This window comes from Arthrobacter sp. HMWF013 (genome assembly GCF_003061105.1).
In the GTDB taxonomy this organism is placed as follows: domain Bacteria; phylum Actinomycetota; class Actinomycetes; order Actinomycetales; family Micrococcaceae; genus Arthrobacter.
On the sequence record NZ_QAIQ01000685.1, the window covers coordinates 1 to 14,264 of the forward strand.

At 67.3% G+C, this 14,264-nt stretch carries 12 protein-coding genes; 8 read left to right on the forward strand and 4 right to left on the reverse strand.

From position 1 onward, the window contains the following. The 7 genes from DBR22_RS22180 to DBR22_RS22210 all read left to right on the forward strand — a co-directional run. Positions 1 to 577, forward strand: a 577-nt coding sequence (locus DBR22_RS22180; RefSeq protein ID WP_258229393.1) for a class F sortase, incomplete at its 5' end; no start/stop codon positions are given. Between the two features lie 50 nt (positions 578 to 627). Next, the gene (locus tag DBR22_RS22185; protein ID WP_108600757.1) at positions 628 to 1,206 is read left to right on the forward strand and encodes an RNA polymerase sigma factor; all 579 of its coding nucleotides are present in this window, start codon (positions 628 to 630) and stop codon (positions 1,204 to 1,206) included. Then, positions 1,193 to 1,960: an anti-sigma factor gene (locus DBR22_RS22190; RefSeq protein WP_108600758.1), complete on the forward strand. Its 768-nt coding sequence runs from the start codon at positions 1,193 to 1,195 to the stop codon at positions 1,958 to 1,960. Before DBR22_RS22185 ends, DBR22_RS22190 begins: the two co-directional genes overlap by 14 nt. A 149-nt stretch (positions 1,961 to 2,109) precedes the next feature. Beyond that, a complete protein-coding gene (gene araB / locus DBR22_RS22195; protein ID WP_108600759.1) occupies positions 2,110 to 3,858 on the forward strand; it encodes a ribulokinase in 1,749 nt (582 codons plus the stop codon). Continuing rightward, positions 3,855 to 4,556: an L-ribulose-5-phosphate 4-epimerase gene (locus DBR22_RS22200; protein WP_108600760.1), complete on the forward strand. Its 702-nt coding sequence runs from the start codon at positions 3,855 to 3,857 to the stop codon at positions 4,554 to 4,556. Before araB ends, DBR22_RS22200 begins: the two co-directional genes overlap by 4 nt. 97 nt (positions 4,557 to 4,653) lie before the next feature. Further along, a complete protein-coding gene (gene araA, locus DBR22_RS22205) occupies positions 4,654 to 6,174 on the forward strand; it encodes an L-arabinose isomerase (protein WP_108600761.1) in 1,521 nt (506 codons plus the stop codon). Beyond that, positions 6,171 to 7,067, forward strand: coding sequence for an aldose 1-epimerase family protein (locus DBR22_RS22210; RefSeq protein ID WP_108600762.1), 897 nt, complete (start codon positions 6,171 to 6,173; stop codon positions 7,065 to 7,067). Before araA ends, DBR22_RS22210 begins: the two co-directional genes overlap by 4 nt. Positions 7,068 to 7,097: 30 nt before the next feature. Here the strand turns inward: DBR22_RS22210 and DBR22_RS22215 are convergent, their stop codons facing one another. After that, positions 7,098 to 7,682: an adenylate kinase gene (locus DBR22_RS22215; RefSeq protein ID WP_181365290.1), complete on the reverse strand. Its 585-nt coding sequence runs from the start codon at positions 7,680 to 7,682 to the stop codon at positions 7,098 to 7,100. A gap of 188 nt (positions 7,683 to 7,870) precedes the next feature. Then, entirely contained in the window at positions 7,871 to 9,700 is a 1,830-nt protein-coding gene (locus DBR22_RS22220; protein WP_108600764.1) for a multicopper oxidase family protein, read from the reverse strand. 130 nt (positions 9,701 to 9,830) lie between these two features. On the opposite strand from DBR22_RS22220, the gene DBR22_RS22225 reads away from it, so the two are divergent. Next, positions 9,831 to 10,415 (forward strand): histidine phosphatase family protein, encoded by a 585-nt coding sequence (locus DBR22_RS22225; RefSeq protein WP_108600765.1) that lies wholly within the window; start codon positions 9,831 to 9,833, stop codon positions 10,413 to 10,415. 39 nt (positions 10,416 to 10,454) lie between these two features. On the opposite strand, the gene DBR22_RS22230 is transcribed toward DBR22_RS22225, so the two are convergent. Together DBR22_RS22230 and DBR22_RS22235 are read right to left on the reverse strand one after the other, a co-directional pair. Then, entirely contained in the window at positions 10,455 to 12,227 is a 1,773-nt protein-coding gene (locus DBR22_RS22230; RefSeq protein ID WP_258229394.1) for a DUF5605 domain-containing protein, read from the reverse strand. 30 nt (positions 12,228 to 12,257) lie between these two features. Beyond that, positions 12,258 to 14,264: family 78 glycoside hydrolase catalytic domain (locus DBR22_RS22235; protein WP_258229395.1), on the reverse strand; the 2,007-nt coding region annotated here is incomplete at its 5' end.

The following is a 14,264-nucleotide window of genomic DNA, read 5'->3' on the forward strand; positions in this document are numbered from 1 at the left end:
CCCCAGCACGGCTCAGGCCGGCGATCCCACCGCCTCTGCTGCGCCGCCGGCCGCAACCCCTGCCCCGAGCCCGGCCGCCATCCCGGCCGCTGTGCCGGCAGCGCCCGCCACGCTGCCGGCAACGACCGCCCCCGTCCCCGCGCCGACTACCCTGACCGTGGCCGGAACGTCGATCAACATGACCGTGGTCCCCGTGGGAGTTGCACCGGGCGGAGCCATGGAGATCCCGGAGGCCTTCGACCAGGCAGGGTGGTACCGGTTCGGTCCCGCACCCGGGGCGGGCGCCGGCACCGCGGTGATCGCCGGGCACATCGACACCACCTCCGAGCAGGCGCCCTTCTCGCAGCTGAAGACTCTGGCGGCCGGAACCGCCATCCAGGTGGGACGGCAGGACGCGCCTCCCTTGGTTTACCGGGTGGTTACGGTGGAACTGATGGCCAAGGACAGCTTCGATGGGGCCTCTTTGTTCCGCCGGGCCGGTCCGCACGAACTGAAGGTGGTCACCTGCGGCGGCAGATGGCTGGACGAAGTCAAGGACTACAGCGACAATGTCATTGTCACCGCGGTCCTTGAGTGAGCGGTGATCAAGCCGTGAGTCTCGTCACCGATGCCGGGAAGGAGCCCAGTTTGGCACCTCCTGACCAGGCCGCTCCGGGATGGGATGACGGATTAACCGCCGCGTTTGTGGCCGGCGATGAACGCGCCCTCGCTGCGGCCTACCGGGAGTTCGCGCCGCTGGTGCACACGCTCGCATTGCGCTCACTGCCGGACCGTTCGGCGGCCGACGACGTCACGCAGGAAGTCTTCATCCGGGTGTGGCGCTCCCGGAACGCCTTCAACCCGCAGGTAGCCCGGCTCCCGGCCTGGATCGTGGGCATCACCCGCAACGTCATCAGTGACACCCAATCGGCCTTCTCCCGGGAAACCAAGAAAGTCATCGCCGCAGCCGGGGTCCGCGGGCCCGGCGAGGCGGCGCCTGAACCTGAAGCGGCCGAGGTCCTGGCGGACAGGCTGCTGCTGGACGGTGAGCTGGACCGGCTCGGTGAACCCCAGGGCTCCATTATGAAGCTCGCGTTCTACGACGACCTGACCCATGAGCAGATCTCACGGAAACTTGACCTTCCGCTTGGTACGGTCAAGAGCCACATCCGCCGCAGCTTGTCCCACTTACGAAACAGATTGGAGGTAGACCATGCCGCATCTTGATCCGGAACAGTTGAGCCTCCTCGCACTCTATGACGACTGGCAGGACGAATACAGCAGGGAACACCTGGGCAGCTGCGGTGAATGCGCGGCGGACTACGCAGCGCTGCGCCGTGCTGTGGACGCGGTCAAGACCACGCCGGACTCCAGCAGCCTGGAGGCGCCGGGCCCGCACGTCTGGGCCGGCATCCACCGGGAACTAGGCCTCTCGCCGTCCTTGCAGGAAGATCCCCTGGCCGCCCCGCAGGGCGAGGCCCCCTCGGCTGAAGAGGCTTTGCCGCCGGCAAGGCCGCAGTCGCTTGACGAGGCGCGGGTATCCCGCCGCAGGAAGGCAGCATGGTGGCAGGGGCCCGGCGCCTGGCTGGCCGCGGCGGCGGCAGTGCTGCTGGTTGCGGGCGGCACGGTCTGGTCGCTCAACCGTGCCCCTGACCCCGTCGCCCAGGCGGAGCTCACCCCGCTGGCCCAGTTTTCCGCCACCGGTTCTGCGAAGGTTCTCAGCGCGGCCGACGGCTCCCGGAGGCTGGAGGTGAAGCTCAGCAAGGACGAAGCCCAGGGATACCAGGAGGTCTGGCTGATCGCCCCGGACCTCTCGCGGCTGGTCAGCCTGGGTGTCATGAACTCCGACACAGGAACCTTTGAGGTTCCTGCGGGCCTGGAGCTCGCTGATTTCCCCATCGTGGATGTCTCGGACGAGCCGGTTGATGGAAATCCTGCCCACTCAAGCGTCAGCATTGTCAGGGGCACGCTCAACACCTGAGTACCGCCCCCGCTGCGTCGGAACGCACTCCTGCCGGCGGCGGGAAGCATGAACCCCGCACTGCTCCCCCGTCATTGACAATCAAATTGTTAGCGCTCACAATTAACGACAGGCCGCAAAGCTGCGGCAGCCAATTGGAGGAAGCTTTTATGGACGTCACAGTGGACGGCAGTGAGCAATACGTCATCGGGGTGGACTACGGAACCCTTTCCGGCCGCGCCCTTGTGGTGCGGGTTCGGGACGGCAAAGAACTCGGGAGCGGGGTCTTCGACTACCCCCATGCGGTAGTGACCGGCGCGCTGCCGGCCAATGTCACGGCCGACGGCGCCGTCCCCCTTCCCGGGGAATGGGCCCTTCAGGTCCCCAACGACTACCGGGACGTCCTGCGCCATGCGGTTCCCGCCGCCGTAGCGGCTGCCGGCATCGACCCGGCCGCCGTCGTCGGCATTGCCACTGACTTCACCGCCTGCACCATGGTGCCCACCACAGCTGACGGGACGCCGCTGAACGAGGTGGCAGGGTTCGCAAACCGTCCGCATGCCTATGTGAAGCTGTGGCGCCACCACGCCGCCCAGCCGCAGGCGGACCGGATCAATGAACTGGCAGCCGAGCGCGGCGAGTCATGGCTGCCGCGCTACGGCGGACTCATCTCCTCGGAATGGGAATTCGCCAAAGGGCTGCAGCTGCTGGAGGAGGACCCGGAGGCATACGCCGCCATGGACCACTGGGTCGAAGCAGCCGACTGGATCGTCTGGCAGCTCTGCGGGCAGTACGTCCGCAACGCCTGCACCGCCGGCTACAAGGGCATCTACCAGGACGGCAGCTACCCCTCCGAGGACTTCCTGGCCGCGCTGAACCCGGAGTTCAAGGACTTTGTCAGCACCAAGGTCGAGCACACCATCGGCCGCCTCGGCGAGGCCGCTGGCTACCTCACGGCCGAGGCCGCCGGATGGACCGGCCTGCCCGAGGGCATCGCCGTCGCTGTGGGCAACGTGGACGCGCACGTTACTGCACCGGCCGCCCGCGCCGTGGAGCCCGGCCAGCTGGTGGCCATCATGGGAACCTCCACCTGTCACGTCATGAACGGCACCGAACTCCGCGAAGTCCCGGGGATGTGCGGCGTGGTGGACGGCGGAATCGTCGACGGCCTCTGGGGCTATGAGGCAGGCCAGTCCGGTGTGGGCGATATCTTCGGCTGGTTCACCAAAAACGGCGTTCCCCCGGAATACCATCAGGCTGCTGCCGAAACGGGCCTGGGCATCCACGAGTACCTCACCGGTCTCGCCTCCCGGCAGGCGATCGGCGGGCACGGACTGATTGCCCTTGACTGGCACTCGGGCAACCGCTCGGTGCTGGTGGACCACGAACTTTCCGGGGTGGTGGTGGGCCAGACCCTCGCCACGAAGCCCGAGGACACCTACCGCGCCCTGCTTGAGGCCACCGCGTTCGGCACCCGCACCATCGTGGACGCCTTCCGCGATTCCGGTGTGCCTGTGAAGGAATTCATCGTGGCCGGCGGGCTGCTGAAGAACAAACTCCTGATGCAGATCTACGCGGACATCACCGGCCTGCAGCTCTCCACCATCGGCTCCAGCCAGGGCCCGGCGCTGGGCTCGGCGATCCACGCCGCCGTGGCGGCGGGAAAGTACGCCGACATCCGCGGGGCCGCGGCAGCCATGGGCTCCGAACCCGGCGACGTCTACACGCCCATTCCGGAAAACGTCGCCGCGTACGAGGAACTGTTCCAGGAATACCGCGCGCTGCACGACTACTTCGGCCGCGGCGCCAACGATGTCATGCACCGGCTCAAGGCCATCCAGCGAAGGACTGCGGCAGCCTCCCCCGCCGGCGCCACGGCACAACCCGCCATCCCTGCAACCGTTGGAGCCCCGGCATGAACGCCGCAACGCTTACTTTGGAAACCATCGCCCTGATCCGGCAGGAAGTCTGCGCGCTGCACGCCGAGCTCACCCGCTACGGACTGGTGGTGTGGACTGCCGGCAACGTCTCCGCCCGCGTCCCGGGCCGCGAACTCATGGTCATCAAGCCCTCCGGTGTCTCCTATGACGACCTGACCCCGGAGCAGATGGTGGTCACCGACCTCTACGGCGTGCCCGTGGACGGCGACGAGGACGGTGAGTGGGGCAACCCGCCGCTGCAGCCGTCGTCGGACACTGCCGCGCACGCGTACGTTTACCGGAACATGCCCGACGTCGGCGGCGTGGTGCACACCCACTCCACCTACGCCACCGCATGGGCTGCCCGGGGCGAGTCCATCCCGTGCGTGCTGACCATGATGGGCGACGAATTCGGCGGGTCCATCCCTGTGGGACCCTTCGCGCTGATCGGCGACGACTCGATCGGCCAGGGCATTGTGGAGACGCTGCAGAACTCCAACTCCCCCGCGGTGCTGATGCAGAACCACGGTCCGTTCACCATCGGCAAGGACGCCCGGTCTGCCGTCAAGGCTGCCGTGATGTGCGAGGAAGTGGCCCGGACCGTCCACATTTCCCGCCAGCTGGGCGAGCCGGTGGCCATCGACCAGGGCCACGTCGAGTCCCTCTACGCCCGCTACCAGAACGTCTACGGCCAATAACAACCGGCCCGGCCAACCGGCCCGGCCAACCGGCCCGGCCATCCGGCCGGCCCACCGCACCGCCAACCCACCCGAACTGACTTTCGCAGGAGTACCCATGAGCACCGCAGCAAACACTTCCCTTGACGGCTACGAGGTCTGGTTCCTCACCGGCAGCCAGCACCTCTACGGCGAGGACGTCCTCAAGCAGGTGGCCGCCCAGTCCCAGGAGATCGCCAACCAGCTCAACGCCTCCTCGGCCGTGCCGGTCAGGATCGTCTGGAAGCCCGTTTTGACCGACTCGGACGCCATCCGCCGCACTGCGCTGGAAGCCAACTCGGACGATTCGGTCATCGGCGTCACCGCCTGGATGCACACGTTCTCCCCGGCCAAGATGTGGATCCAGGGCCTGGACCTGCTGCGCAAGCCGCTGTTGCACCTGCATACCCAGGCCAACGTGGAACTCCCCTGGGCTGACATCGACTTCGACTTCATGAACCTCAACCAGGCCGCGCACGGCGACCGCGAATTCGGCTACATCCAGTCCCGCCTGGGCATTGCCCGCAAGACCGTCGTAGGGCACGTCTCCAACCCGGAGGTGGCCCGCCAGGTGGGCGTCTGGCAGCGCGCCGCCGCCGGCTGGGCCGCCGTCCGGACCCTCAAGCTGACCCGCTTCGGCGACAACATGCGCAACGTCGCCGTCACCGAAGGCGACAAGACCGAGGCCGAGCTGCGCTTCGGTGTCTCGGTCAACACCTGGTCAGTGAATGAGCTCGCCGACGCCGTGCACGGTGCCGCAGAGGCCGACGTCGACACGCTGGTGGCCGAGTACGAGGAGCTTTACGATGTGGTTCCGGAGCTCCGCGCGGGCGCCTCACGCCACGACTCCCTCCGCTACGGCGCCCGCATCGAACTGGGGCTGCGCAGCTTCCTGGAAGCGAACGGTTCCGCCGCTTTCACCACCTCCTTCGAAGATCTGGGCGCGCTCCGCCAGCTCCCCGGACTCGCGGTCCAGCGGCTGATGGCCGACGGGTACGGCTTCGGCGCCGAGGGCGACTGGAAGACCGCCATCCTGGTCCGCGCGGCCAAGGTAATGGGCGCGGGCCTGCCCGGCGGCGCCTCCCTGATGGAGGACTACACGTACCACCTGGCGCCCGGCGCCGAGAAGATCCTGGGCGCGCACATGCTGGAGGTTTGTCCGTCCCTGACGGCCGGAAAACCGAGCCTGGAAATCCATCCGCTGGGCATCGGCGGCCGCGAGGATCCCGTCCGCCTAGTGTTCGACGCCGACGCCTCCCCGGGCGTGGTGGTGGCACTCTCGGACATGCGGGACCGCTTCCGGCTCGTTGCCAACGCCGTCGAAGTGGTGCCGCTGGACCAGCCGCTGCCCAACCTCCCCGTCGCCCGCGCCCTGTGGCAGCCGAAGCCGGACTTCGCGACCTCGGCTGCAGCGTGGCTCACCGCCGGCGCCGCCCACCACACTGTGCTGAGCACCGCCGTCGGCATGGATGTGTTTGAGGACTTCGCCGAGATCGCCAAGACCGAGCTCCTCACCATCGACGGGGACACCACCATCCGCCAGTTCAAGAAGGACCTGAACTGGAACGCCGCCTACTACAAACTCGCCGGCGGACTGTGAAAGGGTACGAACTCCGGGGAGGCCCGTATTCAGCTGTTGTGACTGAACGCGGAGCTGCCCTCCGGCAGCTCCGCCACGGGGAGCGGGACCTGATCGTCCCGTTCCCCGCGGGCGGCCCCATACCCGACTATCGCGGCATCCTCGCAGCTCCCTGGCCCAACCGCATAGAGGACGGCAAGTACTCCCTCGACGGCGTGGAGCACCAACTCGCCGTCAACGAACCTGAGCGCTCCTGCGCCCTCCACGGCCTGGTCTATGGGCGTAACTGGACAGTGGAAGAGCAGGACCGGTCGTCCTTGGTCCTGGCCTGCTCCCTGGGGCCGGTACCCGGGTATCCCTTCACACTGAGGCTCACCGCCTGGTACCACCTCGACGATGACGGCCTGCATACCAGCGTCTTGGCGGCCAACACGGGGACGGGGGCTGCGCCGTACGGTGTCTGCCCCCACCCCTACCTGCTCGCAGGACCGGCCCCGCTGGACGAGTGGACCCTCGATTTCCCGGCCAGCCACTACCTGGATGTCACCCCGGACAGGCTGTTGCCCGTGGGGTTGCGCACAGTGGACAACCACGTGTTCGACTTCCGTGAGCCCAGCACCATCGGTGCCACGGAGATTGACCACGCGTTTACCGGCATCGGCTTCGACGCTGCGGGACGCGCCCAACTCCATGTCCGGGATCCCGGCGGTACAGGCGTGGGCATGGAATGGGACCGGGCATGTCCCTGGCTGCAGATCCACACTGCAGACAAGCCCACACCGGAAAACACGAGGCTCGGACTTGCCGTGGAACCGATGACCTGCCCGCCCAATGCCTTCAACAGCGGTCAGGACCTCGCCAGGCTCGAAGCCGGGGCTACACACGAGGCATCCTGGCGCATTTTTGCCCTGTGAGCCCTGTCCTGCTCCGGCGAGGTCCGGCTGCTACTCTCCGTCGCCGGCCACCCCGGCCTGTGCACTGATGCTGCCCAGAACCCTGTCCGTGACTTCGTCGATTCCGCCGATGCCGTCAACCTGCGTGAGGATCCCCCGCCTGGCGTACCTGGCCACCACGGCCTCCGTTTGCTGGTGGTACAGCTCGAGCCGGTGGCGGATGACACTTTCGTTGTCGTCGCTCCGTCCGGTTTCCTTTGCCCTGCCCAGCAGGCGGGATACGAGCTCCTCGTCGTCGGCTGTCAGTTGGAGGACCACGCCGAGCTCCTGGTCGGCGGCGCTGAGGATACCGTCGAGGTAATCCACCTGTGCGATGGTGCGCGGGTAGCCGTCGAGCAGGAAGCCGCTTTTGGCGTCGTCCTGGCTGAGGCGGTTCCGCACCATTTCGTTCGTGACGCTGTCCGGCACGAAGTCGCCGTTGTCCATATACTTCCGGGCCTCAAGTCCAAGTGGCGTGCCGCCCTTGACGTTGGCGCGGAAGATGTCGCCTGTCGAAATGGCCACCACTCCGAGGCGTTCGGAAATCCGCTCCGCCTGGGTTCCCTTGCCCGAACCGGGTGGGCCAATAATCAGCATTCTCGTCATGTAAAGCCCCTTTGCTGGTTCTGAAGACGTCGTCGTCCTGGTGCGATGCTACGGACCCAAAGGTTGCGACCGGGCAGCATTGGCACCAAACAGCAGGGTACGACGGCGGGAGGGCCCGCCGTCGTACCCTTCCGTTTCGTGCTGTTACCGGTAGCGGTGGTGCAGTGAGCGGCGGATAGTCACCGGATGACGTAGCGCTGCATCATGTCGTTGTCCTCGTGCTCGAGGATATGGCAGTGCCACACGTATTCGCCCTTAAACGAAGATCCGATGGCCAAGGGTGCACCTCCGGCGGCGCCCGCCCCGAAGGGGACGGCGGCGCCCGCCCCGAAGGGGACGCGGATCCTTGTCACCTCACCGGGCATGGCAACCACGGTGTCCTTCCAGCCCCGCTCATTGGCCGGCGGCGGGGTGGGGCGTCCGATCAGGAACGGTCCCACCGGCACGGCAGTCCCCCGGCCTGGAGTCACCAGCCCGGTGCCGGGATCGACGTACCCGGTGGCCTCCAGATAGTCCTCCACCCGGAAAGGCTGGCGGCTGAGGACCTGGAACTGGGTGAAATGCAGGTGGATGGGGTGCGCGTCCACTGTGGTGTTGATCAGCTCCCACTGTTCAAGGGTGTCCCCCTGCACTGCCGTGATGTCCGGGCTGTGGTACTTGCGGTTGTTCAGGAGTGCCATGACCGGGACCCCGGCCAGGTTCAGGACTTCCACCATGGTCATGGTCCGGGTGGCCGCGGTGGGCAGCCCGGCAAGGCCCGTCACCGGCTGCGCCCGGAGCCGGTCCGGCAACGGTGCGGTGTAGCCCGCCTGGCTTTGCACGGTGAACTGCATGATCTCGGGCAGGGGCATGCCGCCTTGCTGTACGGAGACAGGACCGTCCGGGAAAGGCGTGCGCGCGTTGTTGGTCAGGACCACGCGGGAACCGGCAGGGAGCGCTGCGAAGTCCACCACGATGTCCGCCCGCTCGCCCGGCCCGAGGACCAGCTTGTTGAGCCGCGCGGGGGCGTTGAGCAGCCCGCCGTCGGTCCCTATCTGCGCGAATTCCACGGCATTTCCGGCGGCGACGAACTTGAAATTGTAGAACCTGGCGTTGGAGCCGTTGTAGACGCGGAAGCGGTACTTCCCCCGGGCCACGTCCAGGTTCGGCCAGCATTTACCGTTGACCGTGGCCACATCCCCAAAGAATTCCGGCGCCCAGGGGCGGGGAGTGCCGTCGCCAAGGGTCAGTTCCGCATTCGGCGGATAGGCAAAGGTACCGTCCGGAGTGAACATCCGGTCCTGGATGATCAGCGGCACCTCGTAGGGCGGCGGCGGGAGATGTGTGCCGTCCCCGGTATCGATTCCTGTGTCCGGGCCGTCCCGCAGGACGTAGCCGCCGGCAAGTCCGGCGTAAACGTTCAGGCGGGTGATGCCGAGGGCGTGATCGTGGTACCAGAGCCCGGCCGCTTCCTGGTTGTTGTCATAGCTGTAGGTGTAGGACCCCCCTGGATAGAAGACATGTTCCGGGTGGCCATCGGAGCCCGGGCTGGTATTGCCGCCGTGCAGGTGGGTGGATGACCGGGGGCGGTTGGCATCGTCGGCGCCGGGCGGGACCAGCTCGGGATCGATGGCGAAAGCCAGCGGATGCGGGTGCCGGCCTGGTTCGTTGTGCACGGTTCCGAGTTCGTTATGCACGGTGAGGGTTAGCGGCGTGCCCCGTTGGGCGAGGATGACCGGCCCAAGATAGGTCTGGGATGCACTGGCGTCCTGGTAGGTGAGGGTGTCCGTCAGCCCCATCTCCGAATGGAAGCGGTGGCGGGCGTTGCGCATCCACAGGGCAGCAGCACCTCCCGCCCGCATGTCCAGGACTCCGAGCTCTGACAACGTTGGCAGCTGCTCGGAGAACCTGGTCAGCGGACCAACCTTCGCCGGGAATGTCGCTGCGGCCCCGGCTGAGGGCTGGTACAGCAGCATGCCCGCACCGGCTACAGCTCCGGCCTGGAACAGCTGACGTCTGGTACAGGGCATCTCAGTCTCTTTTCACCGGACGGTGGATGACCCCCTTGCCCAGATTAGGAGCTGCCCGCCATGACGGGCAGAGCCTTTCGGCCCGGTACCTGGATTCAGGGACCCGCACGTATCAGGGCACAATGGAGGCATGACCCTTACGACGTTTGCCCTCGTCCGCCACGGCCAGACCGACTGGAATGCGGAGCGCCGCCTGCAGGGGTCCACCGACGTTCCGCTGAACGACGTCGGCCGCGGGCAGGCGCGCGACGCCGTCGCCACCTTGTCCGCTTACGAGTGGGACGCCATAGTGTCCTCTCCGCTGAGCCGCGCCGCGGAAACCGCCCACCTCATCGCCGCGGGGCTCGGCCTGAGCGTGGCCCGCCACGTCCCGGAGCTGACCGAGCGCAGTTTCGGCCCTGCGGAGGGCATGCAGGCCGGCCCCGAGCTGGAGGCGTTGCGTGTTCCCGGCGGCTTCCGTGATGCCGAGAGCGAGGACGAGGCCGCCAGCCGGGGCCTGGCCGCCCTGGAAAACCTCGCCGACGAGTTCCGCGGCGGACGGGTCCTGGTGGTCGCCCACGGCACGCTCCTGCGCGTGAGCCTCAGCCGTGCCATCGGCCAGACCCTGAAAAGCATCGACAACGCCGTCCTCAACCTGGCCCACCACCACGCCGAGGACGGCTGGGAACTCGAATATTTCAACGGCGAACGCGTAGCCGTTCCCGCGCAGGGCTGAGGGGCGGCGCTGCGCTGACAGCCGTCAGGAGGCGGCGGATCAGGAGACGGCGCGGATCCTGACGGCAATATACTGGCGGCCCGGAAGTTCGACGCGGAACCTGCCCTCCACGGTGCCGGGCAAGGTGTCCACTGTCATGTTCCAGGTGTCGATGATGTCCACCTCGTAGATGCGGCCGCCGGGCATCACGAAGTTCCGGTACGTGGGCTGGTTGAAGCCGAAGTAGTTCAGTTCGTACTCGTAGCGGATGCCGGCGGTGGGAACGTCCCAGGAACTGGGCAGCGGCTCCAGGAACCCGCCGGGAGTCTCTTCCTGGATGCGGCGCAGGAAGGCGATGCGCTCCGGGCTGCTGCCGTGGAACTCCCCGCCTTTGGACCACCAGAGGATGTCCCCGGCATCCATGTAGGTTTCGCCGTGGCCCACGTAGCCGCCGCGGACGGCGCCTTCCCAGAACCGCCGGGTCATTTCCTCGCCGGTGATGTTGCCCCAGCCCTGGTCGATGTTGCCCTCGTAGGCGCACTCATCGATGACCACCGGCTTATGCCAGCGGTCCCGCCACTCCCCCGTGAACTCGGCAGTTTTGTGCACGTCCTGGCGCTGGATGCTGCTGTGGGTGATCCACGGGCGGCTGTAGTCGTAGAACGCGTGGCAGTTGTGGATGGACAGCAGGTGCCCGCTGGGATCGTCGGCCTGGACAATGGCGGCGAAGCGTTCCCAGTCCTCCGTGGTCTTGCGGAACAGCAGGTCGTACTCGTTGGCCAGTGACCACCACACGTTACGGTGGGATGCCAGCCGCGCCAGCACGTATTTCAGGTAGCGGCAGTCCTGGCCCGGGCTCATGGTGGAGAAGCCCCAGCGGTCGTAGGCGTGGAACAGGATCAGGTCCGCTTCAATGCCGAGTTCCTCCAGCTGGCTGATGCGCAGTTCGAGGTGCCGGTAGAAAGCCGGGTTGGGCCGGTCGTAATCGAAGCCGCCGGCCAGCGATCCTTCGAACGGGTACAGGTCCGGTTCGTTTTCGTTGAACAGGTACGACTTGGGGAAGACACACATCCGCATCTTGTTGAAGGGTCCGGCTGCCAGTGTGTCCAGGGTCTGCTTTTCCAGGGCGTCGCCCTGGTGGGTCCAGGCGTAGGCCGTGGTGCCGATCGGCAGGTAGGGGGTGCCGTCGTCGTACGCGAAGTGGAACGTGTTGGCCACCCGCACCAGGCCCTTGGCGGGTGAGGCTCCATCGCTTGCCGTAAACGTGCCGGTGATCCCGTCCAGTGAGCGGGCGTTGCTGGCGGTGGTAAACCTCCAGACGCCGGCCTCCGGGACCAGCAGCCTGACCCGGTAGGAGCCGTCGCCGTCGTAGAAGCCGGGGACGCTGAGCGTCGCCCCGGACGGCGCCGTGAACACCGCGCGGAGGTGGACGTCGGTGAACGGGTTGCCGTGCGAGGGCCCGGCGAAGGTGGCCTCAAAACGTTCCTGCGCTGCCGCCGCATGCGGAAACGACGCAGCGGCGCTGCCGCACTGCACCGTGTCCGGTTCGTAGCTGGCAGACGGGGCGGGGACGTCGGCGGCAGCCGCAGCTGCCCGCTGAGCCACCAGGTCCTCCGGTTCCAGCTCACCGATAAGGCGGAGGATTTCCGAAACTTCGCCCGGCCTGTCCTTCAAGGCATCCTCGGTGCCAAGGATCATGCCCACCTCATGGAAGTACAGGGTGTGCAGCAGCGGGTTGTTGGTGAGCGTGGGGACGCGCTCGCTGAGGATGCGGTGGCCTTCGGCGTGCCCCATCACGAAGTAGAGCGGGCTCTCGGCAGTGAAAGTGGTCATCGGTGCCTTCTTGGTTTCGGAGTGCGGAGTTCAGGAAATTTCGGCAGCTTGACCGGCCCGGCGGTCACCGAGGACAGCCAGGGCAGCGGCGATGTCCGCCTTGACCGCGGGCGGCGTGAAGAGCAGGCTCTGGTCCAGGGTGGTCTGCCGGTACCAGACGGTGTCCTTGCGGAAGGCTGCCGCGGCGGCGGGATCGTGGACATCGATGGCCTGCCAAGCGGCGGCATAGGCGTCCGGATCATCCATGATGTCAGCGAGTGGGGTCTGCAGGGACGGGGTGCCGGGGCCGGCGTCGGGCCCCGCGGCGGCTACGTCCCACGCGTGTTCACCGGATCCCACCTCGAATGCAGCTGAGCCGTCCGGGAGCGAAACCGCGGCTGCTGTGCCGGGTGGCACCGTGGCTTCGAGCAGGATCCGGTCCCCCACACGCTTCCACGCAACCCGGGCCAGGCCGTACGGCGTCTCGTGCGAGGTCGATGCATGCTCCAGGCTGTCCAGCGGACGGGGTGCGATGCTGATTTTCCGGTACCCGGGCGCCGCGGGCGCGAGGCCTGCCACCGTGCGGTGCATCCAGTCAGCAATGGCGCCGAGGGCGTAGTGGTTGAACGAGGTCATTTCGCCGGGGTTGACGCTGCCGTCCTCCAGGATGGAGTCCCAGCGTTCCCAGATGGTGGTGGCTCCCTGCGTCACCGGATACAGCCAGGACGGGCATTCGGTCTGGGTGAGCAGCCGCTCGGCAGCCGCCAGGTGGCCGGTAACAGTGAGGGCGTCGGCAATAAGCGGTGTTCCCACAAAGCCGGTGGCGATCCGGTAGCCGCCCAGGCGGGCAAGATCGGCGAGCCGGTCACCCAGGGCCTGGCGCTGAGCCGGATCCGTGCTGATGCCAAACATCAGTGCAAGCGAATAGGCGGTCTGGGCGTCGGAGACCATCCGGCCGGCGGGGGTGACGTACTCGGCCAGGAAAGCGAGCCGGGTCTCCTCAGCCAGCGCCGAGTATTTTGCCTGGTCGGAGCCATGTCCGAGCACTTCGGCCGCCTGCGCCACCAGGTCCAAGGACTTGAACAGGTAAGCGCTGGCCACGATGTCACCGTGGGTGCGCGCGGCGCCCGGCTTGTCCGGCGGTGCGGCCGGGTCAAGCCAGTCGCCCAGCTGCATCTGGCCCTGCCACAGCCCGGCGCCGTCCCTGACCTTCAGGAGCGCATCGGCCCAGTCGCGCATGCTGCCGAACTGGCGGCGGAGCAGGCCGGTGTCCCCGAAACGCTCGAACAGGACCCACGGGACAACCGTGGCGGCATCGCCCCACGCGGCCACCGGGGCGTCCATCATGCCCAGGACGGACGGCACGATGATGGGGACCACGCCGTCGCGGTGGCCCTGTTCCACAGCGAGGTCCTGCAGCCAGGAACCGAGGAATCCCAGCGAGTCGTACAGATAGCTGGCAGTGGGGCTGAACACCTGGATGTCGCCGGTCCAGCCCAGCCGCTCATCACGTTGCGGGCAGTCGGTGGGCAGTGCCAGGAAGTTGCCGCGCATCCCCCACAGGGCGTTCTCGTGCAGGCGGTTCAGCAAGGGGTCGGAGCATTCGAACCAGCCGGTGCGGCGCATGTCGTTGTGGATGACGACGGCGGTGATCGCCGCCGGGTCCAGCTCACCGGGCCAGTTGTCCACCTGGGCGTAGCGGAAACCGTGGAAGGTGAAGCGCGGCTCCCACTCCTCCTCGCCGTTGCCGGCGAGGGTGTATGTGTCCGTAGCCGCAGCCTCACGCAACGGGCGGAGGGACAATTCGCCGTCCTCCAGGACTTCGGCGTGACGGAGAATGATGGTGTGGCCGGCATCGCCGGAAACGCGGATCCGCAGCCTGCCCACGAGGTTCTGGCCGAAGTCCAGCACGGTGGCTCCGGAGGGGGTGATCAGGACGTCCTTGACGGGTAGTTCCTCGATACGGCGGACGGGCGGGGCGATGGCCGGGGTTGCCTCCGCCCAGGCGCCCTTAACATCGGCGGCGGCGGGCAGCCAGTGGGCGTCGTCGAAGCCGGG

What these genes read in the sequence shown, in the direction of transcription:
- DBR22_RS22215 (WP_181365290.1), bottom strand. Translation starts at nt 7,682, where the DNA reads ATGCTGATTATTGGCCCACCCGGTTCGGGCAAGGGAACCCAGGCGGAG.
- DBR22_RS22190 (WP_108600758.1), top strand. Translation starts at nt 1,193, where the DNA reads ATGCCGCATCTTGATCCGGAACAGTTGAGCCTCCTCGCACTCTATGAC.
- DBR22_RS22230 (WP_258229394.1), bottom strand. Translation starts at nt 12,227, where the DNA reads ATGACCACTTTCACTGCCGAGAGCCCGCTCTACTTCGTGATGGGGCAC.
- DBR22_RS22225 (WP_108600765.1), top strand. Translation starts at nt 9,831, where the DNA reads ATGACCCTTACGACGTTTGCCCTCGTCCGCCACGGCCAGACCGACTGG.
- araB (WP_108600759.1), top strand. Translation starts at nt 2,110, where the DNA reads ATGGACGTCACAGTGGACGGCAGTGAGCAATACGTCATCGGGGTGGAC.
- araA (WP_108600761.1), top strand. Translation starts at nt 4,654, where the DNA reads ATGAGCACCGCAGCAAACACTTCCCTTGACGGCTACGAGGTCTGGTTC.
- DBR22_RS22200 (WP_108600760.1), top strand. Translation starts at nt 3,855, where the DNA reads ATGAACGCCGCAACGCTTACTTTGGAAACCATCGCCCTGATCCGGCAG.
- DBR22_RS22220 (WP_108600764.1), bottom strand. Translation starts at nt 9,700, where the DNA reads ATGCCCTGTACCAGACGTCAGCTGTTCCAGGCCGGAGCTGTAGCCGGT.